Source organism: Streptomyces sp. BR123 (assembly GCF_013401435.1).
In the GTDB taxonomy this organism is placed as follows: Bacteria; Actinomycetota; Actinomycetes; order Streptomycetales; family Streptomycetaceae; genus Streptomyces.
In genome coordinates, this window is sequence record NZ_JACBGN010000007.1 from 1 (window position 1) to 20,835 (window position 20,835).

The window sequence follows — 20,835 nt, forward strand, 5'->3', positions numbered from 1 at the left end:
AGTTCCGCGCGATCGCGACCAGGTACGACAAGCTCGCCGACCGCTACCGCGCCGGAGTCGTGCTGGCCTCGCTGATCCTCTGGCTCCGCGAACCAGCCAGATGATCATTTGTCAGACACTGCCTAGCGCGATGAGCATGTGGGACTTGCCCGTTCCGGAGTCGCCGATGAGGCAGAGCGGCTGGCTCTTCTTGATCCATTCGCAGCTGGCGAGGGTGTGGATGGTGGCCGCGTCGATGTTCGGGTTCGCGTCGAAGTCGAAGGTCCGCAGGGACTTGTCCCGGGGGAAGCCGGCCGCCTTGATCTGGCGCTCGGAACGCGCTGACGCTGCCCACGGGCGAACTCCTCAGCCTCCTGGACCGGGGCTGGAAGCACGCCTTCAAGGTCCTCTCCCCCACCGCCGCCATCACCACGGTCCAGGGGATGCCCACCATCACCGGCGCGCTGTCCGACTGACGCCCCACCGGACCCGCTCCGGTGAAGTGCAGAACCGTGTCCGCCGACCCCACTCCGCCCCGGTCCGGTGCCGTCGTACTTGTCCGCGACGGCACCGGACTGGCACGCAGCAGCAGGCCAGAACCCACCCGAACACCCGTCGACTTCGAGGACCCCGATGCCCGCCCCGGACACCCGACCCAGCGCCCAGCGCCTCGCCGACCGCCTTCCGCCTTTACCTCCGGCCATGCGCGGCAACGCAGGCCGAGAACGTGCCCGTCACGCCTTTGTCACCCGCACCCTCACCACACTGCGTACGGAACAGAGCATCACCGGTGACCGCGCGGAGGACTGGCGCCGGGTGGCCTCAGAACTCGCCATGCTCGGGCAGATGGCCGCCCTCGGGGACGACTTCCAGGTGGCCGTCTTCGAACTGGAAGCGCTCGCCAGGCTGACCGCCGGTCTTGAACCGGCACCCGCAGGTCTTCCCTCCGGCACCGGCCCCCAGGGAGGAGACCTGATCTTCCCCTGGCAGGCCGGCGAGGACGACTGGATCTCGGTGCCGGGCGGCCCGGCGGGGCCCTTCGTGTCGACGGCTATGGCGATGCCGAACCAGGCGGGTATCGCCCGGACCGTGGTCGTGGTCAGCCAACGCCATCGGTACCACGCTGGTTCGTCGCATGCCGATGTCCACATCGAGGACGGAACGCGCATCGAACGTCTGGACGCAGAAGTGGAGCGGGTCCGGGCCCGGAAGCAGTGGAACGAGGACCACTCTGCTTGGCACAACCGCTGACCGGGCTGGGGCGCCTGGCCAGATCAGCCGAGCGACAAGGGGCGACGGTGCCCGGACCGTTCGGTCACCGCGCGTCGTCGTCCGCATCCTCCAGGGCGGGGGGCTCCTGCCAAGTCAGCGTGTCCAGTGGCCGCGGCAGGTTCCGGGCCTCGCCAGGCACGGCTCTCGTCACCGCAGAAGCCTCGTCGCTGAAGAGGGCGACGGGGGCGCCCGGCGTACGGCTGGGCACTGATACTGCCGAGCTTGAGGTCTTCGTCGTGGTGGTCATCTTGTCCCCCTGATTCGTCCCGGGCCGAGCCCGGCTGCAGGCCGGCGCGCAGGCCGGCTGCGAAAGCGTATACAGATTCCGAACTGCGGCCCGAGGAGATTTCCTTCGGGCCGCATTCCCATGTCAAGCCTCGCTCGCTCCCGACCGCCGCTCCTCCTGGCCGCTCGCCTGCGCCACGTCCGCCGGCACGAACACGTCGTCGACCACTGCCTCCGGGCCCGAACCGTCACCGCTCGTCCGCCCCTTCACGCTCACCCCTCGGAGACCACTAGAGCGGTCGCAATGGCCGACTCATTTCGTACACCCAGCGGGTGGGCCCGGCCAGCGCCGGGCCGGAGGCAGGCTGGCGTTACAGGCCTTCGCCGAACGCCGCTCGGTCCGCCGGCGTGATGGGGAATTCCGCTGGACGCCGACTGCGTGCTCGAGGGCCGGGGCCGGCCGGCTCCGCCGCACCGCAGATAGTGGACCGCGGTGCGGCAGGGCATGCGTGAACGGCTCGCGAGACGAGGCGGGGGGCGGACCGGCTGTCAGTCCTTGATCTTGTACTCACAGGGCTTGGGCGACTTGCCGTCCTGGTTGTCAGCGACCTGCTTGCCGTCGACCTTGATCGTGCACGGGGCTGGCTTGAGCATCCCGTCCGGGCCCGTGACCGAGCCGGGCACCACCGAGACCGTGACGCCGACCTTCAGCTCGGCACCCTCCAGCTGCATGGCCTCCGTCTTGGTCCAGGGCAGCGTTACCTGGTCGAAGTGGTTGCTGTTCCCGTTCCACATGACCTGGGCCGCGCCCGTCCCGCCCACCTCGAAGACCACCTGGTGCGGAACACCCTTCTTCCCCGAGGACGAGCCGTTCGCCTCGCTGCTCGCCGAGGCGCTCGGTGAGACCTCGCTTGCCTTGGCCGGGCTGTCGTCCTTCTTCTCGCTGCCGCACCCGGTCACCAGGACCGCCGCCGTGAGCAGACTGATGGTGAGTGTTGCTGTCTTGCTCATGTGCGTATTTCCCCGTTGCTGAAGATCAGTGCTGGTGCGGTAACGACCGTAGATCATGCCGCCGCGCGGGTTGCCATCGCCTGAGGGGCGGGGCCTAGAACAGGGTCAGGGGCGCAGGTGGGGGCGGGTTGGTCTGGTGTGCCCGGATGGCGTCCCGCAGGTGGGCGGGGGTCACGAGGGTGGCGTCGAACGTCTCGGTCCAGCCGTTGGGCATCTGGGCGGCGGTGAGGAAGATGCCGTGCCCGTCGGCGCGGAGCCGGCGCAGGATCGTCTGCTCGACGGACAGGGCGTCGTCGCCGGTGGGCACGTGGCGTTCGTAGAACAGGGCCCATCCGAGGCGGCGGTGCTGGGCGATACGGTCGTTGCGCTGGAGAGCGCCTGCAACGCCGATCTTGACGGCGCCGTGCTGTGCGTGGGTGACGACGTAGACGCGGGCGGGCGCGGCACGGTCGAAGCCGTGGCGGGCGCAGTACTTGCATCTGCGGCCGCTGCGGATCTTGGCCAGGGTGGGGGTCGAGGTGCGGCCGCAGGTGGTGCAGCGGCAGCGCCAGGGCGTCATGGCCGTGGTGTAGGGCTCCAGGGGCTCGAGGCCGGCTTCGCGCATGGAGGCGGTGGCGCGGTCGGGGTCTTCCCGTCGTGCGGCGGCGGCGCGGAGGTCGGCGCAGCGTCGGCATCCGCTCTGGCCGGCGAGGATGGAGCCGAAGGTCGGTGAGGTGATGGTGCCGCAGCCGTGGCACAGGCACCGGGGTGCTTGACCCCGCGGTACGGTTCCTGGGGTTCGAATCCGTGCTCGCGCATCTCGGCGACGGCCAGGTCCTCGTCGTGGCGCTGTGCCTCACCGTTGGCCCGGTCGGCGCATCGTTTGCAGGCCGCACGTCGGCTCCGGCCGGCCAGGGAGCACAGGCGCGGGGAGACGATGGCCCCGCACTTGGTGCAGCGGCTCTTCCACGGGAACGCGGTGCCGAGGTAGGGCTCCAGCGGCTCCAGGCCCGCCGCCCGCATCACCGCGGCCGCGGTCTCGGCGTCGTGGCGCATCGACGCGTTGGCCTTGCGCCGGCCACAGGGGTAGCAGCCGCCCTGCCCCCGCCGGATGGAGCCCAGCGTGGGGGTACCGGGCGCTCCGCACGCCCGGCAGCGGACGGGCCACGGCGTGTCCACTCCCGGGTACGGGGTGAGGGGTTCCAGGCCCGCGGCCCGCATGTCGGCCGCGGCGACGGCCGGGTCGACTGGCGCGTTCGGTGCGCACCACCGGCAGGGTCCGGAGCCGGAGTTGATCCGGACGTAGGTGGGTGTGACCTCGCGTCCGCATGCGAGGTGGCGGCATCGCCACTTGCGGTCGCTGCCGGGGTAGGGCTCCAGGGGTTCCAGGCCCGCCGCCCGCATCACCGCGGCCGCGGCGTCGGGGTCGATGCGGGCCCGCCCGGAGCAGTACACGCAGCCGCGCTGTCCCGTGGTGACGTTGCTCAGGCGGGGGGTGACCTCCCGCCCGCACGTCGTATGGCGGCATCGCCACGGGGCGGAGCTGCCGGGGTAGGGCTCCAGCGGCTCCAGGTCGGCCGCCCGCATAATCTCTTCCGGCTCGCGGGGGTCCTTCCGCGGTCTGCCGGTGCGCGCCATGGGGCCAACTCCCCGCACTTGAAGGGTGAGCGAGGTCGTGCCTCGCTGTGCGGCGCAGCATAGGGGTGGCCACTGACATCGATGCTGGGCCTGGCCTTGTCGCCGATGGGAACGGGTCCCGGGCGGTCCGGCGGCTCAGTGAGGAAGCGGCCTACAGGTGGTGGCGTCGTTCAGGTGGGGGTAGCGGCGGGCCGGGGCCGGGTGCCGAGCCGGAGTTCGAGGCTCGCGGTCCTTCGCCGACGTGGGAGGGGCATGGCGGGTTCGGCGCGGTGTGAGGACCGCGGTGAGAAGTGCTGCGGCCGGCCACAGCACGACGCCGGCGGTGACGAGCGTGAGCGGCGGAAGGCCGGCGTGGGGGGCGGCGACCAGCACCGTGGTGGTCTGCAGGGCGCCGGCGGTCGTCGCGAGGTCGCCGTGCCAGGCCGTGCGGTGGAGCGTGTACTCGACCAGGTGGCGCAGAGCGCTGGCGCAGGCGAGTAGGGCCGGGCCGCCGAGGACGCTGATGGTCAGGGCGGCCGCCCAACGGGAGACGTCGGTGACGAGGATGGTGAACGCCGCGCCGCCGGTGAGGAGCAGGAGGGTCATGAGGGCGGCCGTGGTGATCTTCAACTGTCCGGGGTGCGGTGGCTGGGGCGGGTCGAGAAGGTAGAGGACGGCGAGCAGCAGCCCGGCGAGAGCGCCAAGGCTGGCCGTCCCGGGCATCGGCAACGTGGTGGTGAGCGAGAGGGCTCCGGTGATGGCGGCCGCGGTCAGGCCGGCCGCGCACATCGTGGTGCGGCGCGCGCCCGGCTCGAGGCGGTGGCCGACGCCGTGGGTGGCAGTCAGGGTGGCGACCAGGGTGGGCGGGTGCTGGTGCGCTGGCGCGGTGGGTGCGTCGGCGAACGCGCCCAGCGCGGTGTGCAGCCGGGTGAGCCGCGTGCGGGTGGCGGCCGCGGTGGGCCGGCGGTCGGGGTCCTTGTCGAGGAGCTCCAGGACCAGCTGCTCGAGCTCGCGGGGTACACCGGGGCGCAGGGCGGACAGCGGGGCCGGCGCGTCGTTGATGTGCTGGTTGAGGACCTGCCAGCCGGTGCCGGTGAACGGGACGTGGCCAGTGAGCAGCTCGTGGAGGAGGCAGCCGAGCGAGTAGAGGTCGCTGGGTGCGCCCAGGGTTGTGTCTCCGCGGGCCTGCTCGGGCGACATGTAGGCGGGGGTTCCGATGGCGATGCCGGTCACGGTCAGGGTGTGGTGGGTGGCCTCGGCCAGGCGCGCGATGCCGAAGTCGCACAGCTTCGCAGCGCTGCCGGAGGCCTGGTCGAGCAGGATGTTGGACGGCTTGAGGTCGCGGTGGACGATGCCGCGGTGGTGGGCGGCTTCCAGGGCCTGGCTGATCTGGATCGCCCAGGTCAGGGCCTCGGGGAGCGGGATTGGGCGGCCGGTGAGCGTGTTCAGCGGGCGACCGAGGACGAGGTCCATGGCCAGGAAGAGGATCCGGTGGCCGTCGAGGTCGGCGGCGCTGTGGTCCCGGACGGCGACGACGTTCGGGTGGGACAGGCGCGCGGCGACCTGTGCCTCGCGCCGGAAGGCCGCTTCCCGCACCGGGTCCCCCTCGCCAACCGGAATGATCTTGAGGGCGACGTCGTGGTTCTCGTGGAGGTCCTCGGCACGCCACACGGTGCCCATGCCTCCGCGGCCGATCGCCTCCTTCAGCCGGTACCGGCCGGCGACCGTCGTGCCGAGCATCAAGTCCTCCAGCCCTGCGTGTCCGAGCACCGGGGCCGGCCGGCTCCAGGCGCACCGCGGACGAGGGCGTTGCCCGCGGTGCGCCGGAGCATACGAAAACGCTCCGCCGGGGCCGGGCCGAGCGATGCCGGCTCAGAGGCTCCCGGCCACGACCAAGGGGTGTTTTGCAGGTCAGCTGGGTGATGGCGGCTGTTTCGGGGTGCGTGGCCGGCCGCGTCGTTCGCAGACGCGGCGGGCGTGCTGTCATCGGGTTCCGGTGGAATCCTTCGGATATGGACGACAGGTGTTGCGCGTGGTGCGGCGCCAGGCTTCCAGGTGGGCGGCGCCGCCGGTACTGCCCTCGTCCGCGTTCCTGCCGGCAGGAGGCGTACCGGGAGCGACGGCGGGCCGCGGCCGCTCTGCGGGCCCGGATCGCTCTGCTGCAGATCTCTCGGGAGATCCGGGCCCGGTGCGAGGCCCTGGAGCTGCTGGTGGCTGACGCGATCGGTAGCGAGCGAGCCGGCGCCGGGCTGCACAGCACCGCTGCTGCGGACTTCCATCACCTGACCAGCGAACTGGTGCGGTGCGCGGTGATCGCGGATCGGGAGGTGGGTGCGACCTGGGAGCAGATCGGGCGCCCGCACGGGCTGAGCGCGGACGCGGCCCGTGCCCGGTACGGCCGGGCACGGCTCGTGTGGCCTCCTCCGATGCCCGAGTGATCGGGGTTCGCGGGGAGGAGCTGGTCAACTGCGCCGGGAGGAGGCGAGGACGTCGTTGGCGCCTTGGGCGATGAGGTCCTGGGCGACCGCGTGGCCCACGGCCTGTGGGTCGGGGCCGGTCCGTGTGGCGGCCAGCATCTGCGATCCGTCCGGGGTGTAGACCCGGGCGGCCAGGTGAAGGTCGCCCGCCACGGCGGTGGTGGTGGCGTGGCCTGCGATCGGGGCGTGGCAGTGCCCGGCGAGGGCGCGCAGCAGGGTCCGTTCCGCGAGGGCGGCCCGGGTGGCGGTGGCGTCGGTGAGCGGGGTAAGGAGGTCGAGGAGGTTCTGGTCGTCGGCGCGGATCTGCAGGGCGAGCTGGCCGGCGCCGAGGGCGGGCATCATCCGGTCGGTGTCGATGATCTCGGTGCTTCGGCTTCTCGGCCCAGACGGCGCAGACCGGCGAGCGCGAGGATCACCGCGTCGACGTCGCCGGCGTGGGCGAGACCAAGGCGGGTGTCGGCGTTGCCGCGTACGGGGACGATCGTCAGGTGGGGGTGCGAGGCGCTGAGCTGGGCGATCCGGCGGGGCGCGGAGGTGCCGATGCGGGTGCCGGCGGGCAGGTCGTCGAGTTTGCGTCCGGCGGGGTCGACCAGGACGTCGTGGACGGCGTCGCGCCGCGGGTACAGGCAGAGGGTGCCGTCCGGCTCGGGCTCGTCGCCAGGCATGTCCTTCGCGCAGTGCAGCGCGAGGTCCGTGCGGCCGTCGAGCACGGCCTGGGCCACGGCGCTGGTGAAGGCGCCCTTGCCGCCGACCTCGGCCAGGGGCCCGCTCCAGCGGTCGCCGACCGTCGTGATGGGTACGAACTCTGGTACGACGCCGGGGCTCGCGCGGGTGATCTCTTCCATCAGCCAGTTGACTTGTGCTGTCGCCATGGTGGATGCGCGGCTCGCGATCCTGATGTGCTGCGTCATACCCATGCACCGTAAGCCCGGCGTGGGGATGCACATGCCGGCACGGTGTCCGTTGTGGGGCCGGGTTTCGCCTGTCGCGGAGAATGCGCCGCAGCGCGCGGCACGCGAGGAAGGCCGGCAGCGAGTGAGCCGACGTGTACGAAAGGTGCCGGAGCCGATGGTCAACGGCTTGCGGCCGACTGCCACCGAGCCGTGAAACAGTGGAGCGCACCAGCACGCAGCCGGTGCCCTCAGCCGCCCGCCGCAGGTCCCGGGCCGCCGCAGTCGCCCGGTGAGGCACTGTTCCGACGAGGGCCTTGGCCGCTCCCGGGGAGGGCTGAACTGCAAGATTCACCTGGCCAGCGAGGGCGGTCGTCACCCGTTGGCTTTCGTCATCACGCCCGGACAGTGGGGTAACGCCCCGCAGTTCATACCTGTGCTCGGCCCTTCAAGATGACCGGCCATCCGGAGCCGCCCGGCTGCCAGGCCGGTGATGAAGCGTCGACCGGTGCGCGGCGGTCGCGGTCCACCGTCACCGTGATGCCGTCGCCGGAGGCGGCCAAGTGGAAGTTCGTCACTCCCCCGGCGTGGCGCTGGGCGTTGGTGACGAGTTCGGTGACGACGAGCAACAGCGGGCCCGACTCGGTTTGTGGCGGTATTCCGTGTGCGGTCAGGAAGTCACGTGTGAGGTCGCGCGCCGCCGCAGCGCTCAGCATGCTCGGCGCTGGGGGGGCCGGCTGTGGGCCTTGATCCATCTGCATTCGTCCTCCCCCTCCTGGTGGTGCTGCGTGCCTGCAGCCTACGACGCTCGGCCACGTCGACGGCCCCGCGTCCCGCCGAGGATCTAGCGTGGCCGGGCTCGGTGCGCGTTTGCTGCCGTGTGGCGCCGGCCCGCGTGGGAGCACCCCCGCGCACGGGTGTCAGGGGTTGAAGCGTCCGGTGAAGGTGCGCAAGGAATCGAGGTAGCCGGGGGTGAAGAGGCTGCGGGGGGCGAAGACCGCCGTCAGGAAGGCGCGCGTCTCGGAGCGGATCACGTCGAGGTCGGCCAGGCCGTGGTCGGCCTGCGCGTAGTGCTCCACCTGCAAGGAGCTAGGCGGAAGTTCGCGGCGGTAGACCGTCTCGGTCTCGGCCACGTCGACGTTGCGGTCGTGCCCGGCCAGCACCAGGAGCGTGGGAACGCCGCGGGCGCCGGCCGCTCGTAGGTCAGAAGTGGCGTCGGAAGCCCAGTTGCGGCTGATGAAGTGCCAGCGGTCCGCCGTCATCGCCCGGTCGGAGGGCACGGCCGCGCGGTAGTCGGCGTACGTGCCACCACGGCGCAGCACCGCAAGGGCGGCTTCACGGCGAGCGAGGGCAGCATCCCGCTCGGCCGGCGGTGCGCCGCGGTCGGCAAGCTCGGCGAGGGTGTTGTAGCGGCCTTGCCGCAGCCAGTTGATGGCTGGTGAGACGGCGATGACGAAACGGATGCCGGGGGTGGTGGCCGCGACCTTGGGCAGGACCCAACCGGCCTGGCTGGCGCCCCACAGGCCGACGCGGCGGCCGTCGAGGTCGGGCCGGGTGCGGGCCCATGCGATGGCGTCGGCGGTCTCGGCGGCGCGGTCGGCCATGCTCTGGTCAAGCCAGTTGCCCGCGGACCCGCCGACGCCCGGCTTGTTCCAGGACAGCAAGGCGTAGCCGGCCTGGGCGAACGCCTCCCACATGGGCCGGTAGAAGGTGTCGTGGGTGGCGTCGATGGGTCCGTCGCCGTGGACGAAGACCACCACACCGAACGGGCCCCGGCCGCGGTGGGGCAGGGCCAGGACCGCGTTCAGGGCTCGGCCGCCGGTGTGGATCACTACGTGCTCCTCGCGCAGGTCGTATGTGTTTTGCCAGGCGGCGAGGCCAGTGAGAGCGACGGCAGCCAGCGACAGTGCGGCCGCCGTTGCGGCAATTGCCCGCAGAAAGCGGCGCCTTCGCGAACGCGGTCTGCTCGCGGGGCCGAGCTGTCCCTCGGCTTCCTGCTCGGTCTCGTGGGTGTGCGACATCGGCTTCCTCCCCCTTCGCGCGCCCTCTGACGCGCCCTCCCGCTCTTGCTATTGGATAGCAAACTATCGTTTCACATTCGAACGTACTACAGTTGATCACATGATGGCTTTGACGGAGATCCGGCGGGGCGTGCCCGAGGGCGCCGAGGGACGGGTGGCACAGCTCTACTGGGAGGCGTTCGGGCGCAAACTGGGCCCGGCCCTCGGCCCGTCCGAGGCGGGGCAGGCCTTCCTTGCCGCCCACCTGCACCGCGATCGGGCCGTGGTGGCCCTGCGCGAGGGACGGGTCGTCGCGGTCGGCGGGTACAAGACCGCCGATGGCCGGGGCCTTACGGGCGGTGGCGCGGTGGACGTCCTGCGCGCGTATGGCCCTGTGCGTGGGCTGCCCCGGCTCGCGCTGCTCGCCCTGCTGGAGCGCGATGCGGCAAGGGGGGAGATGGTGATGGACGGGCTCGCCGTCGCGCCGGAGCTGCGGGGCAACGGCATCGGGGCGCGCCTGCTGCGGGAGGTGTACGCGGTCGCGGCAGAGCACGGCTGCGACCGGCTGCGGTTGGACGTGATCGATGTCAACCCCCTGGCCCGCGCACTGTACGAACGCCAGGGCTTTCGCGCCACGGCGACCCAGCGCACTCCCTTCCTGCGGGATCTGATGGGATTCGAGGCCGTGACCACCATGCACCGCCCCGTCACCGCAGCCGACCGCACCCCAGGAGCGACATCATGATGAGCGAGGCCGCGAAGGCCACCGGGCATGCGCCCCGGGCCGCAGCCCGGACCGGGGCCCGCGCCGCCACGGGGGTCAAGGCCCCCGAGATCCCGACCCGGCTCCTGGTCGAGGCCCTCGTACGCGAGGACGGCAGCGTGGACGCGGGCGAGCTGTACGCCGTGGCGACAGCCCTGGGCATGACGGACCAGCAGGTCCGCCTGTGCATCAAGCGGCTGGTCGCGGAGGGGCGGTTCAGCCACGAGGGGCGGGGGCGCAAGGCCGTCCTGCGCGCCGTCACCGACGCTTCGGGGGCGCTCGCCCCGGACGCGGCCTTCGTACGCTTCGCCTATCGCCAAGACCGCGGCCAGGCCCCGTGGGACGGCCGGTGGCACCTGATCGCCTTCGCCGTACCGGAGTCCCGGCGCCCCGCCCGCGACGCGCTGCGCGACCGGCTGCTGTCGCTCGGGGCAGCACCGCTGCAAGGCGGGCTGTACGTGACCGCCAATGACGTCGGGCCGTACGTGAGCGCGGCCGCGGCCGAACTCGGCATCGCTTCGGCCATCACCACGCTCACGAGCACCGATCTTCGTGTCGGGGGGACGTCCGACCCGAGCAAGCTGGCTGCCTGCTTGTGGCCGCTTCAGGAGATCGCCGCACGGTACGAGGACCTTGCCGCGCTCGCCATGGACCGGCTGGCACGCATCGAGGCGGCACTGGACGCCGGAGCCGGACCCGGGCAACTGGGTGCAGTGCAGCGGCTGACGTACGCGGTGGAGACGGCCGCGGAGTTCACGCGGGCCATGACTCCCGACCCGCTGCTTCCACCGGAGCTCCTGCCCGCGGACTGGGCCGGGAGGCGAGCACGGGCGCTGGCGGCTCAGTTGTGGCAGCGGCTGGCCGAACTGCCCGCCGAGCCGAACGAGCCCCGGCTCTTCCGGCTTTACACCCAGGGCACCGGACACGCTCCGAACCCATAGGCGAGCACGACGGCAGCAGGGCGAAGCAGTCGGTCACCCCGCCTGGGGCCGCCCCAGGCAGCTGCCGAGCCGGCTTTCGAGGCCATCCTAGAGCGAAGTGCCAGCGGCGCCCGCCAACTGCCGAGGCTTTGCTCTGACTGGCCCGGCGGCAGGGCGTGTGCGACCACCCGACCCTCCCCGCAGGGCACCATCGGGCTCACCGCCGCCCTGCACAGCCGCTCCGATCCCGGCCCGCCGCGGAGCAGGGACGCGCCCTGGTCGTTATCGTGCGGGCGACACGACGCTGGACGGCTTGGCGCACGCACCGGCCGCCACTGGCTCGCAGGGCCGCCGCACGTCCTCGACGCGGTGGTGGCCGCCACCGCTCCTCCTTCCCGCGCGCATAGACCAGGGGTGAGTGGAAAGGCGCCGACCATGAGGCCCACAGGCAACGAGCAGCACGGTGACAAGCGGCGCGCTGCTCGAGCGAACGCCGATCACAGGGGCGGGGCGGGGTCCGGCCCCGACCGGGAGGTGTCCATCGTGGACTCGACTTCCTGCCGCTGGTGCTGGACCGGCAGGTGACCTTCATGGCGAAGGCGGAGTACATCGACGGAGGTTCCTGGCCGAGGCGGATCGTCTCGGCCTTCATGCGGGGCAGGGGGCAGGTTCCGGTCGACCGCGGGAACCAACGTGCGGCAGTGGCCTCGCTTGACGCGTGTCTTCGGGTGGTGAAGGACGGGGGCGTCTTCTGCATCTGCCCCGAGGGCACACGCTCCCCGGGCGGCCGGCTCTACCGGGCCAGGACGGGCGTGGCATGGCTGGCTCTCACGTCCGGCGCGCCCGTGGGGCCTGCGGCCATGAGCGGCACCGATCGCGTCCTGGCACCCGGGCGCGTGCTTCCGCGTCCGGCCAAGGTCAAGGTCACCTTCGGCAAGCCCGTCGACCTCTCCCTGCACGAGGGCTCCGTCGCTGACGCCGGCGCGCGAAGGGCGGTCTCCGACCTGATTGTGCGGGCCATAGCGGAGGTGTCCGGCCAGGAGTACGTGCCGGTCTACGCGGCGAGCGCGAAGACGCGCGGCTGACCCGGCCCCGTTCTCTCCGAAACTGCGGCGAAGTGACAAGCGCCCCTGTCCTCCGCCACGGCCGGAACGAGCACGCTGAGCTGCTGCGCCGGAGAGCCTCCGACGGGGCGCCATCCCGCCGGGCGGGGGGAGCCGTGACCGGTCCACGTGCGGCGCCCGGTGGCACGACGCCCCCGAACTCAGGAGCGTCGAGGCGTGTCACGCCCGCGATGGTCTTCTGCCCCACCTCGACAGCGGCCTCGACGCCCTCGGGGAGGTAGACGTCGACGCGCGAGCCGAAGCGGATCAGGCCGATGCGGTCACCCTGCTCCACCTTCGAGCTCTGTGGGATGTACGGCACGATGCGCCGCGCGACGGTCCCGCGATCTGGACCATCTCGATGTCGCCGAGCTCGGTGTCGAAGTGTCAGACTGACACTGCGTCCCCTGCTGCCCTACGGCGGCACGGGTGAGGACGGCCACCCGGTGCCCGCACCGCCCGCGGCGCTCCCTGCACCCGGGGACGCCGTCGTGGGGCACGGCGTCGTGGACGATGTGCGCTGGTCGCTCGTCGCACGAACCGACCTCGGCACCCCCGGGGGCACCCCTCGCGGAGCCGGTACGTCAGGCACGGACTGTCAGATGAAGCTCTCCGTGCAGCCGGCGGCCGACTCCGTGGCCCCGGAACGCCGGGACCGCCCGCCGACCCCCGGCTCGGAGGGCCGCTGGTTCCCCTGCCCGCAGCCGCCCGACCCCCGGCTGGAGGCCGACCACGGCGACGGCAGCCGCTGGGGGACCCTGCTGACCGCCCGTGAGACGGGCGTACCCGGCCTCACGATCTGGCTGGGCAGCCCCGGTCCGAACGCCCGTACCGGACGGCTCGTCTTCGAGGACGGGCTGATCCTCATCGCACCCGTCGGCGACGTCCCCGCGATCGGCCGGCGTACCTGCGCTCTCGCCTGGAACACCGAGGAGCACCGGCTCGCGGGCTACCGGGAACTGGACGTCGACGGCCACACCGTCTCCCGGTTCGAGGTCCAGGGTGCCAGACAGCCGGCTCCCTGAGGCGCCTTTCCGTTGGCGCTTCGGCTCCTCGTGCCGAGCATGCCTTTTCAGGGGCGGGCGACGGGTTCTGCGCTGCGGCGCAGGGCGCGGGAGGCCAGGGCGTGCAGGAAGCGGACGTAGGGCGACCAGCCGGCGGAGCGGGAGACGGTGCCGGTGCAGGCGAGTTCGGCGCGGTCGAAGGCGTCCTCCATGCAGGCGTCGTGCATGGGGCGGAAGACCAGGGGCCAGGTGATCCGGGCCTGGCCGCGGGGGGACATGGTCAGGGTGTGATGCAGGCGCGTGCGGTCCGGGCCGGCGGGCAGGACGGCCAGTTCGTGGAAGCCGTGGAAACCGCTGGGGCCGGTGAACTCGAAGCGGATCCACTGCCCCGGCACGTATCCGGCCACGGTGTAGCGGACCGGTCCGTGCCCTCCCGCGGCGCCGGGTCCCAGCGGGCGGTCGAACTCCATCGGCGACCAATGGCGGCCAGGCCAGAGCCGGTCGTCTTCCCCACTGGCCAGCGTGTCGATGAGTGCGCCCACCTCGTCGGCCTTTGCGGCCAGCAGGCGCTCGTGGACGTTGTAGACACCCATGCCATCTCCTCCGCACGTTTTGGAGACATGCCTCTAATAAATTGGAGGGTACTCTCTGTTTCATGGCGAGACCACCCCGCTTCGACACAGGGCAGCTCCTCGACGCCGCCGTCCGCCTCGCCGCGAGCGGCGGACCGGCCTGCGTGACCATGTCGGCGGTCGCCCAGGCCGTCGGGGCGCCGAGCGGATCCGTCTACCACCGCTTCAGCGGCCGCACGGCCCTGCTCGCTGAGGTGTGGCTGCGCACGGTCGAGCGCTTCCAGGAGAGCTACACGGCTGTGCTCGGCAGCCACGACGACCCGCGTCTCGCGGCGCGCGCGGCATCCCGGCACGTGATCGCCTGGAGCCGCCACCACCCCGACGAGGCCGCCCTGCTCCTCTACGGCGCCGCCGACTTCGACCGCGCCCACTGGTCGCAGGAGCACACCGCACGCGCCGACGCCGGCAACCGCCAGACACTCACCGCCGTCCACGACCTCGGCAAGGCCCTCGGCGCCACCGGCGAACAGGCACGCGAGCGCATCACGCTCGCCCTGATCGACTTCCCGCTGTCCCTCGTCCGCCGCCATCTCCGCGCGGGCGCGGAACTCCCCCCGCACGCAGAAGACCTGGCCGAGGAGTGCACCGCAGCACTCCTGTGAAGACCGCACCCGCGCGCGGAACCGCGGCCTGTCGCCCCTCGCCGCCCGGGGCGCGGCCGGGGTGCGATCGGACTGGAGGACACTTCGTGGGCGCGTGAGATCGAGGTGCGCGACTGCGCGGCCGCCGCCAGCCGCGGACCGGCCGCGCTGCTCATCTGCGGTCGGCCAGGAAGGCGGGGATGTCCTCGCGGGTCGGGTAGTTGGGCAGGGGGGCCGGCCGGCCCTGGAGGAACGCGCTGATGACGGCGGCGGCTCGCTCGTCGTTGTCGTCCAGGCCGTTCCACATGTGGTGTCCGACCCCGGGCATGAACTGCGTGCGCTCGACGGCCGGATCACGGGCGAGGACCGCGGTCGCCCACTGGCGCAGCTGGGAGAAGCACTCGGCGATCATCAGCATCGCCGGGGTCGTCGACCGGCTCAGTTGCGGGGCGAGGGAGGGCGAGTCCCTGACCGTCTGCTGGACACGGAGGCTGGCGGCGGGGCTGAAGGAGAAGTTCTGCGGTGTGTCCTCGACGGGGATGCGGTGCGCGTCGCGCGCGCAGTAGGCGGATGCGGTGTCGCCGCCGAGGTCGGCGGCGGTGAAGGCGTTGTCGCCCTCGGCCTGTCCGACCAGCCCCGTTTCGGGTGTGAGCAGTCCCAGCCGCATGAGGCCGAACGCCGCGGCGTAGCGGGGGACGTGCGTCGATCGCGGTCCGGCGGGGGCAGGTGCGAGGCCCCGAGCCGACGGCCGGCCCTTGTGTCCGTCGGCGCGCGCGGTGGGGCCGTCCATGGGGCCCGGCTCGGCGATCACGGCGCGGTGCAGGCGCCCGGCGACGTCCGGGTCGGCCAGGGCCCTGGCCAGGACCGCCCCGCCCGCGGAGAAGCCGAGAACGTCGACCTCGCCCTTGCCGAGGCGGTCGACGAACGCGGCGAGGTCGCGGACCGACCTGGAGACCGTGTACTGGCCCATGGGCAGCAGGTCGCTTCGGCCGCCGCCGGCCTGCTCGTAGGCGTAGACGTCGTAGCCGCGCCGTGCCAGCAGCTGCAGGAAGCGGTGGTCGAGCACCGAGATGCCGCGGACCGGTCCGCCGTGGAGGTACACCAGCGGAACGGGCTGCCGGGCACCGGGGCCCGCGGACGGATAGTGGTACACCGCAACGCGGCTGCCGGTGGCCAGGCTCCAGTGCTGCGTGGCCACGAACGGCAGGGCGGGCGGGGCCTGCCGGGCGGTCGGCACCGTCGGAATGCAGACGGCCGCCGACAGGGCCGCCGCGACGACGACCAGCAGGAACGGCACCAGCTGCGCCGGCCAGGCGCGCCGCCGTCGCCGCACCCGCCACACGGCGAGGGCCGATCCCACCCCCAGGGCCGTCAGCCATGCCGGGAGGCCCGAGCCCGCGCCGTCCGTGAGGACGACCAGCACGAGAAAGACGACGACCAGCGCGGCAACGGCCGCCACGGCCAGGGATAAGCGGCCGATGGAGCGTACGAGACGTATGGCGGGTGAGGGCAAGGCGGACCTCCGGACAGTTTCGGAACAGTGTTTTGAAACGACGTTATCAGAGAAGGTAGGCTGCGGGACGTGGGTAGGCCGAGAACGAACGACGACGCCGTCAGGGAACGGCTCGTGGCATGCGCGACCGAGATGCTCGCCACCCGCCCCAGGGAGTCGGTCACCGTCCGCGCCGTGGCCGCCGCGGCCGACGCGTCCACGACGGCGGTGTACTCCCTCTTCGGCGGCAAGGACGGGCTGATCGGCGCGGTGCGCGACAGAGCCGTCGCCGGCCTCTTCCGGAGCCTGTCGGCGGTGCAGCCCTCCCCGGAACCCCTCGCCGACCTCTACGCGCTGGCCGCCGCCTACCGCCGCTGGGGACTCGGGCACACCCACCTGTACACGGTCCTGTTCGGCGGTGTTCAGGCCTTCGACCCCGCCGGGCAGGTCGGCGCCGCCGACCCCGTCCGACCCCTCATCGAAGCGATCGACCGCGCACGGGCGGCGTCCCTCCTCGCCGGCGAGCCGACACCCATCGCCCTCTCGATCTGGGCCACCCTCCACGGACTCGTCACCCTCGAACTCGCCGGGGCCCTCGACACCGCCACCGCCGACACCGCATTCCGGTCGGCGATCCACGCCACACTCCGCGGATGGACCACCCCCGCGGTGTTCCGGACCCTCCGCCAGAGCGAAGCCGCCCCCTGACCACGCGGCCGCGGCACCGGCACCGGGCAGGGGCGGGGCGCGGCATTGCAGGAGCACGAGGCGGGACGTCCGGGACGGTCGGGCCGCCTTGCGCATCAGGCACGGCAGTTGCCCACTGCCGACACGCCGGCGTGCTAATCGAAGGCAAGGCCTGCGACTGGGGTTTCGACCGGGTGCGCCACCACCACACCCGCTTCACGCCGCCGTTCCCGCTGGAGGACACCCAGGCGTACACGATCGCCAGCGACAAGATGATCATTACCGGGTTCCGGGGCACCGAGCCCGCGCAGGGTTCACCGACCACAGCCTCGGCGGCGCACTTGCCATGCCCGCCGGATGCCGCATGTACCTGGAGGCCCCGTGCCTGCAGGCCGACGGCATCTCCACCTACGGCCAGCCCCGTACCTGCGACCGCCTCCTGGCCGCCTCCTGCAACAAGGGCTTCAAGAACCGCCTGCAGCTACGTCGACAACAACGACATGTCCCCCAGCTGCCGCCCGAGCCCGCCTGCACCCATCTCGAGACCCTGCACTACATCGACGCCAGCGGTCGCGTCCGCTCCTCGCCGATTGAAGCACTACGTCGCCGCCCTGGAGAAGAACCTCGTCTGCGCCGGCTGCGGGCTGTGCTGCCTGGCGGTGTGGTCGATCGTCGAGGGTGGGGACACGGCATTCTCCCGGCCGGCGTCGAGGATGGGTGGGACCTCCGCGGAGCGGCCCGCGGGTGACCAGCCCGGCGCGTGGCGGCCTGCGGAAGGGCCGTCGCGAGGCCGGGTACCGAGACGCTGGCTGGGGACCGGTGCGGCGTGAGGGCACCACCGCCCGGGTGGCCTACCGGAACGATCCCGCATCACCCGTACGCCGTGAAGGAGGCCCACTCGCCTGGTCCACATAGCCTGGGCGGCGCGCACCGCCCGCCGGCCTTCGACCGCGAGGCAGCGAAACACCGTCGAGCGCTGCATCAACAAGCTCAAGCAGCGGCGCGGTCGAGCCACTCGGTACAACAAGACCGCCACCATCTACCTCGCCGCACTCCACCTCGCCGCCATTTCATCTGGCCGGCAAGGTGATCCGGAGGGAACGGCCCACACCAGGCCGGCGATCGAGGGCATCCGCGTCGGCCGCCCCTACACCGAACTCGGCTGGACCTGACCCGGGGGGAGCGGCCGCTTCCTCACCGGGTCAGCCGGTGATCGAGAAGAAGATCGAGCCGTCCTCGGCCCACCACCAGGCGCCCTCGCCCTTGTTCCACTCCGAGGCCCAGCCGTCGAGGGCCTCGATGAGCTCCCCGAGGTCGTACCGGAGATCGGCGTCGACGCGGTCCAGCACGGCGCGGTAGGCCTCCACCGCGGGGCCGGCCTTCGCGAGTGGCCAGCAGCCGATCTCCGGTGAGCCCTCCAGGGGATGGGGTATGTGGAACCCGATCTCCGAGGGCGGGCCGCTGAAGACGTACTGGTAGGGCAGCAGGTCGGCCGGGACGCCCGCCGAGCTGAGGGCGTCGTCCAGGGCGGAGAAGTAGGTGACGGGGCTCCGGTAGCTCGCCAGGGTCGAGCTGTCGCTCGCGTTGTGGTCGATGATGATCTGGAGGGCCGCGTAGTAGGCGCAACCGGCGTAATCGGCGGAGGAGTCGGCCCGGCCGGAGACCAGCTGCTCCAAGGCGTCCGGGACCGACAGCCCCCAGTCCACGCCCTGATGGTCGAGGCTGTCCTGACGTGCCTTCGCCCTGACACGCATGTTGTCCAGGCGTCGTGATTCGTCGGCGCTCAGGTCCAGGGCGGGCACGAAGCGCACGATCGCGCCGCGGTTCGCCATGCTGTAGTTCACTACCTTGCTCATGGATTCATGCTGCCAAAGGGCACTGACAGCCCGGTGTCCGGGAGCGGGTCTACGCCAACGTCCTGCGCCCGGGGCGGGAGCGCCCGTAGCGGGAGCCTGGGCAAGCCGCCCTCGCGGTGGGCTTGCCCAGGGTCGCCTAAGTGCCTGTTTCTGAACCTCTACGGCGGGATTCTGAGCGGGAGCATCGGGCCAAGCCCGTGCTTGTGGGAGCCAGCCGAGGGCGGACATGGCCCCAGTAGGGCACGGCTGTTCCGTGGAACTACGGTGGCTCGTTATGAACTCTGAAGACTGGTTGGCAGACACCCAGGCGTCCTACGACACCGTCGCCGTCACCTACACGGACCAGGTGCGCGACCTCCTGGATGAAACGCCCTACGAACGTGCGGTCCTGGAGTTGTTTGCCGGCCTGGTGACCACCGCAGGCGGAGGACCGGTGGCTGATGTGGGCTGTGGACCGGGGAGGATCACGGCCTACCTGCATGGACTGGGCATGAACGCGTTCGGAATCGACCTGTCGCCCGCGATGATAGAGATAGCTCGGCGTGAGCACTCTGGTCTCCGGTTCGAGGTCGGTTCCATGACGGACCTAGACCTAGCCGACGCCTCGTTGGCCGGCCTGGTCGCGTGGTACTCACTGATCCACGTTCCTGACGATGAGATCAGCTCAGTTCTCACGCACTTCCGGCGAGTGCTGCGGCCCGGTGGGCCGCTGCTGCTCGGCTTCCATGTTGGTGACGAGTCGAGGCTGAAGACGGAGGGCTATGGCGGCCACCCGATGAAGGTCTACGTCCATCTGCGTCAGCCTGACCAACTGGCCGCATGGCTCAACGATGCCGGCTTCAGGGTCGAGGCACAGATGACTCTCACCTCAGCAGAGAGTCCGCTCGGAGGGATTCTCTTCGCGCGTCGCCAGCCGGATACTCAGGAAGGTCCGGGCAGCGAGAAGTCCTGACCTGGGCGGTGCCGTGAACGGGGCAGGAGCGGGGTGACGGTCGCCCGGGCGACCGTCAGTCTCGTTCGCCCTCGCGAGAGAGGGCTTGACCGGTCCTTCGGGACTGCCGACGGGTGATTCTCCTGGTCATGAGCGTGATCGCGGCCCAGGTGATCAGCGACTCGGAGTGCTGGATGAGCCGTTCGTAGTCGCGGGCGTGTCGGCGGGCGTGCATGATCCAGGCCAGCGACCGCTCGACGACCCAGCGGCGGGGCAGGATGACGAACCCGACGGCTCCCTTGGGCCGGCTGACGGTCTTGAGCGTGAGGTTCAGATACTTCTTCGCCCAGTTCACGAGCTGTCCGGCATAGCCGGAGTCGGCCCAGACGATGGTGATCTCGGGGTGCATGAGGCGGAGCCGGAAGAGGACTTCCTTGGCCGCGTCGCGGTCGGTCATGTCGGCGGGGGTGACCATGACGAACAGTGGCAGGCCCTTTGTGTCCACGACCAGGTGCCGTTTGCGGCCGTTGATTTTCTTTGCTCCGTCGTAGCCGCGTGAGTCCTTGCCGACGGTCTCGGCGGCTTTCACGGACTGGGAGTCGATGACGGTGGCGACCGCGCCGGGGGCCCGGCCCATCTCGCGGCGGATGCGTTTGCGGAGCTGGTCGCGGATCTGTCCGACGATACCGGCCGCCACCCAGCGGGCCATGAAGCCGTAGCAGGTCCGCCAGGGCGGGAAGTCTCTGGGGAGGGCTCGCCACTTGCAGCTGGTGTCTACGACGTACCGGATCGCGTCGACGATCTCACGACGGGGGTGTTTCTCCGGGCGTCCGCCCCTGCGGCTCTCGCAGGCCGGTGACGGCAGCAGCGGTTCGATCAGGGCCCATTCGTCGTCGAAGGTGTCGGAGGGGTAGCAGCGGCGCCGGGCCAACGGTCCCTCCCTGGAAGACGGGCCGGGGCCGGCCGCTTCGCGGCTGGCCCCGGCGGTCAGGCGTCGATGAAGTCGGCGATCACATCGAGCGTGGACTCCACCGAGCTGAGCTGGGTGTTCAGGTGCTTGATCCACCGTCCCTTCGGTTGCAGGGCGGCGTGCGGGGCGACGACGCCGGTGATGAACCGGCGGATCTCGGTGAGCTTCTCTCGGATGATCGCGACTTCGTACGCCTGGAGCTCGGCCAGGTCGGAGCAGAACTTGTAGCCGTCGGTCCTGGTCCAGATCAGGGGCGGCCAGCCGCGCTCGGTGATGATGTCTCTCAGGCAGGCCAGGCCCGCGCGGGCCTGGCTGGGCGACAGCTCGCTGGATCGGATCAGCTGGTTGAAGGCCAGGCCCGCCGGCCTCGCCTCGAAGAGTACGAACCGGACGGTGTCGGCGTGTCGCTGGGCGGCGGGTGATCTGCGCTCGGCAGCGCGGGGCAT

Annotated in this window: 22 protein-coding genes and 7 pseudogenes; 14 read left to right on the plus strand and 15 right to left on the minus strand. The window is 71.6% G+C overall.

Annotated elements, in window-relative coordinates:
- Nucleotides 1-126, plus strand: a pseudogene (locus HYE82_RS01865) (IS5/IS1182 family transposase); the annotation flags it as partial.
- Here HYE82_RS01865 and HYE82_RS01870 read toward each other — a convergent pair.
- Nucleotides 118-318 (minus strand): annotated as a pseudogene (locus HYE82_RS01870) (ATP-binding protein); the annotation flags it as partial. The pseudogenes HYE82_RS01865 and HYE82_RS01870 overlap by 9 nt on opposite strands.
- Nucleotides 319-681: 363 nt before the next feature.
- Between HYE82_RS01870 and HYE82_RS01875 the strand changes: the two are divergent.
- A complete protein-coding gene (locus HYE82_RS01875; protein ID WP_179172125.1) occupies nucleotides 682-1,230 on the plus strand; it encodes a hypothetical protein in 549 nt (182 codons plus the stop codon).
- Between the two features lie 795 nt (nucleotides 1,231-2,025).
- On the opposite strand, the gene HYE82_RS01880 is transcribed toward HYE82_RS01875, so the two are convergent.
- From HYE82_RS01880 to HYE82_RS01895, 4 genes are all read right to left on the minus strand, one after another.
- The gene (locus tag HYE82_RS01880; protein ID WP_179172126.1) at nucleotides 2,026-2,487 is read right to left on the minus strand and encodes a hypothetical protein; all 462 of its coding nucleotides are present in this window, start codon (nucleotides 2,485-2,487) and stop codon (nucleotides 2,026-2,028) included.
- 94 nt (nucleotides 2,488-2,581) lie between these two features.
- Nucleotides 2,582-3,046, minus strand: coding sequence for a hypothetical protein (locus HYE82_RS01885; protein ID WP_179172127.1), 465 nt, complete (start codon nucleotides 3,044-3,046; stop codon nucleotides 2,582-2,584).
- Nucleotides 3,043-4,053, minus strand: coding sequence for a hypothetical protein (locus HYE82_RS01890; RefSeq protein WP_179172128.1), 1,011 nt, complete (start codon nucleotides 4,051-4,053; stop codon nucleotides 3,043-3,045). Before HYE82_RS01890 ends, HYE82_RS01885 begins: the two co-directional genes overlap by 4 nt.
- 186 nt (nucleotides 4,054-4,239) lie before the next feature.
- A complete protein-coding gene (locus HYE82_RS01895) occupies nucleotides 4,240-5,823 on the minus strand; it encodes a serine/threonine-protein kinase (RefSeq protein ID WP_179172129.1) in 1,584 nt (527 codons plus the stop codon).
- Between the two features lie 470 nt (nucleotides 5,824-6,293).
- Between HYE82_RS01895 and HYE82_RS01900 the strand changes: the two genes are divergently transcribed.
- A complete protein-coding gene (locus HYE82_RS01900) occupies nucleotides 6,294-6,521 on the plus strand; it encodes a hypothetical protein (protein ID WP_179172130.1) in 228 nt (75 codons plus the stop codon).
- Between the two features lie 24 nt (nucleotides 6,522-6,545).
- Here the strand turns inward: HYE82_RS01900 and HYE82_RS38820 are convergent, their stop codons facing one another.
- Complete coding sequence (locus HYE82_RS38820) at nucleotides 6,546-6,902, minus strand: hypothetical protein (protein WP_306439533.1); 357 nt, start codon at nucleotides 6,900-6,902, stop codon at nucleotides 6,546-6,548.
- The gene (gene hemC, locus HYE82_RS38825) at nucleotides 6,899-7,471 is read right to left on the minus strand and encodes a hydroxymethylbilane synthase (RefSeq protein ID WP_306439534.1); all 573 of its coding nucleotides are present in this window, start codon (nucleotides 7,469-7,471) and stop codon (nucleotides 6,899-6,901) included. The genes HYE82_RS38820 and hemC overlap by 4 nt, the downstream gene beginning before the upstream one ends.
- 295 nt (nucleotides 7,472-7,766) lie before the next feature.
- Here hemC and HYE82_RS37505 point away from each other — a divergent pair.
- A pseudogene (locus HYE82_RS37505) lies at nucleotides 7,767-7,892 on the plus strand (IS5/IS1182 family transposase); the annotation flags it as partial.
- Here the strand turns inward: HYE82_RS37505 and HYE82_RS01915 are convergent.
- Together HYE82_RS01915 and HYE82_RS01920 are read right to left on the minus strand one after the other, a co-directional pair.
- The gene (locus HYE82_RS01915) at nucleotides 7,879-8,166 is read right to left on the minus strand and encodes a hypothetical protein (protein WP_179172131.1); all 288 of its coding nucleotides are present in this window, start codon (nucleotides 8,164-8,166) and stop codon (nucleotides 7,879-7,881) included. The pseudogene HYE82_RS37505 and the gene HYE82_RS01915 sit on opposite strands and share 14 nt — an antisense overlap.
- A 204-nt stretch (nucleotides 8,167-8,370) precedes the next feature.
- Nucleotides 8,371-9,282, minus strand: a complete 912-nt coding sequence (locus HYE82_RS01920) for a CocE/NonD family hydrolase (protein WP_309144166.1) — start codon at nucleotides 9,280-9,282, stop codon at nucleotides 8,371-8,373.
- A gap of 289 nt (nucleotides 9,283-9,571) precedes the next feature.
- On the opposite strand from HYE82_RS01920, the gene HYE82_RS01925 reads away from it, so the two are divergent.
- The 4 genes and pseudogenes from HYE82_RS01925 to HYE82_RS37510 all read left to right on the plus strand — a co-directional run bounded on the left by HYE82_RS01925 (nucleotide 9,572) and on the right by HYE82_RS37510 (nucleotide 12,218).
- A complete protein-coding gene (locus HYE82_RS01925) occupies nucleotides 9,572-10,195 on the plus strand; it encodes a GNAT family N-acetyltransferase (RefSeq protein ID WP_179172133.1) in 624 nt (207 codons plus the stop codon).
- A complete protein-coding gene (locus HYE82_RS01930) occupies nucleotides 10,192-11,154 on the plus strand; it encodes a PaaX family transcriptional regulator C-terminal domain-containing protein (RefSeq protein WP_256986839.1) in 963 nt (320 codons plus the stop codon). Before HYE82_RS01925 ends, HYE82_RS01930 begins: the two co-directional genes overlap by 4 nt.
- Before the next feature lie 545 nt (nucleotides 11,155-11,699).
- Nucleotides 11,700-11,987: pseudogene (locus HYE82_RS39425) on the plus strand (lysophospholipid acyltransferase family protein); the annotation flags it as partial.
- A gap of 6 nt (nucleotides 11,988-11,993) precedes the next feature.
- Entirely contained in the window at nucleotides 11,994-12,218 is a 225-nt protein-coding gene (locus HYE82_RS37510) for a hypothetical protein (RefSeq protein ID WP_256986840.1), read from the plus strand.
- Nucleotides 12,219-12,405: 187 nt separating this feature from the next.
- Here the strand turns inward: HYE82_RS37510 and HYE82_RS01940 are convergent.
- Nucleotides 12,406-12,623 (minus strand): annotated as a pseudogene (locus HYE82_RS01940) (phosphatidylserine decarboxylase); the annotation flags it as partial.
- A 215-nt stretch (nucleotides 12,624-12,838) separates the two neighbouring features.
- On the opposite strand from HYE82_RS01940, the gene HYE82_RS01945 reads away from it, so the two are divergent.
- A complete protein-coding gene (locus HYE82_RS01945) occupies nucleotides 12,839-13,261 on the plus strand; it encodes a hypothetical protein (RefSeq protein WP_179172135.1) in 423 nt (140 codons plus the stop codon).
- 47 nt (nucleotides 13,262-13,308) lie between these two features.
- Here the strand turns inward: HYE82_RS01945 and HYE82_RS01950 are convergent, their stop codons facing one another.
- Complete coding sequence (locus HYE82_RS01950) at nucleotides 13,309-13,833, minus strand: SRPBCC family protein (protein WP_179172136.1); 525 nt, start codon at nucleotides 13,831-13,833, stop codon at nucleotides 13,309-13,311.
- Between the two features lie 62 nt (nucleotides 13,834-13,895).
- On the opposite strand from HYE82_RS01950, the gene HYE82_RS01955 reads away from it, so the two are divergent.
- Entirely contained in the window at nucleotides 13,896-14,474 is a 579-nt protein-coding gene (locus HYE82_RS01955) for a TetR/AcrR family transcriptional regulator (RefSeq protein WP_179172137.1), read from the plus strand.
- 151 nt (nucleotides 14,475-14,625) lie between these two features.
- On the opposite strand, the gene HYE82_RS01960 is transcribed toward HYE82_RS01955, so the two are convergent.
- Nucleotides 14,626-15,966 (minus strand): alpha/beta fold hydrolase, encoded by a 1,341-nt coding sequence (locus HYE82_RS01960; RefSeq protein ID WP_179172123.1) that lies wholly within the window; start codon nucleotides 15,964-15,966, stop codon nucleotides 14,626-14,628.
- 69 nt (nucleotides 15,967-16,035) lie between these two features.
- Here HYE82_RS01960 and HYE82_RS01965 point away from each other — a divergent pair, with 69 nt between their 5' ends.
- The 3 genes and pseudogenes from HYE82_RS01965 to HYE82_RS01975 all read left to right on the plus strand — a co-directional run.
- Nucleotides 16,036-16,653 carry a TetR-like C-terminal domain-containing protein gene (locus tag HYE82_RS01965; protein WP_179172124.1) on the plus strand — a complete coding sequence of 206 codons (618 nt, stop codon included), beginning with the start codon at nucleotides 16,036-16,038 and terminating at the stop codon, nucleotides 16,651-16,653.
- Between the two features lie 131 nt (nucleotides 16,654-16,784).
- A pseudogene (locus HYE82_RS37515) lies at nucleotides 16,785-17,209 on the plus strand (lipase family protein); the annotation flags it as partial.
- Nucleotides 17,210-17,551: 342 nt separating this feature from the next.
- Nucleotides 17,552-17,804, plus strand: a pseudogene (locus HYE82_RS01975) (hypothetical protein); the annotation flags it as partial.
- Nucleotides 17,805-17,834: 30 nt separating this feature from the next.
- Here HYE82_RS01975 and HYE82_RS01980 read toward each other — a convergent pair.
- The gene (locus HYE82_RS01980) at nucleotides 17,835-18,488 is read right to left on the minus strand and encodes a hypothetical protein (protein ID WP_179172138.1); all 654 of its coding nucleotides are present in this window, start codon (nucleotides 18,486-18,488) and stop codon (nucleotides 17,835-17,837) included.
- 274 nt (nucleotides 18,489-18,762) lie between these two features.
- Between HYE82_RS01980 and HYE82_RS01985 the strand changes: the two genes are divergently transcribed.
- Nucleotides 18,763-19,440 (plus strand): class I SAM-dependent methyltransferase, encoded by a 678-nt coding sequence (locus HYE82_RS01985; RefSeq protein ID WP_179172139.1) that lies wholly within the window; start codon nucleotides 18,763-18,765, stop codon nucleotides 19,438-19,440.
- Nucleotides 19,441-19,495: 55 nt separating this feature from the next.
- Here HYE82_RS01985 and HYE82_RS01990 read toward each other — a convergent pair whose 3' ends face one another.
- Both HYE82_RS01990 and HYE82_RS01995 read right to left on the minus strand, forming a co-directional pair.
- Nucleotides 19,496-20,350, minus strand: coding sequence for an IS5 family transposase (locus HYE82_RS01990; RefSeq protein WP_179172140.1), 855 nt, complete (start codon nucleotides 20,348-20,350; stop codon nucleotides 19,496-19,498).
- 56 nt (nucleotides 20,351-20,406) lie between these two features.
- Nucleotides 20,407-20,835, minus strand: a complete 429-nt coding sequence (locus HYE82_RS01995; protein WP_179172141.1) for a RacP protein — start codon at nucleotides 20,833-20,835, stop codon at nucleotides 20,407-20,409.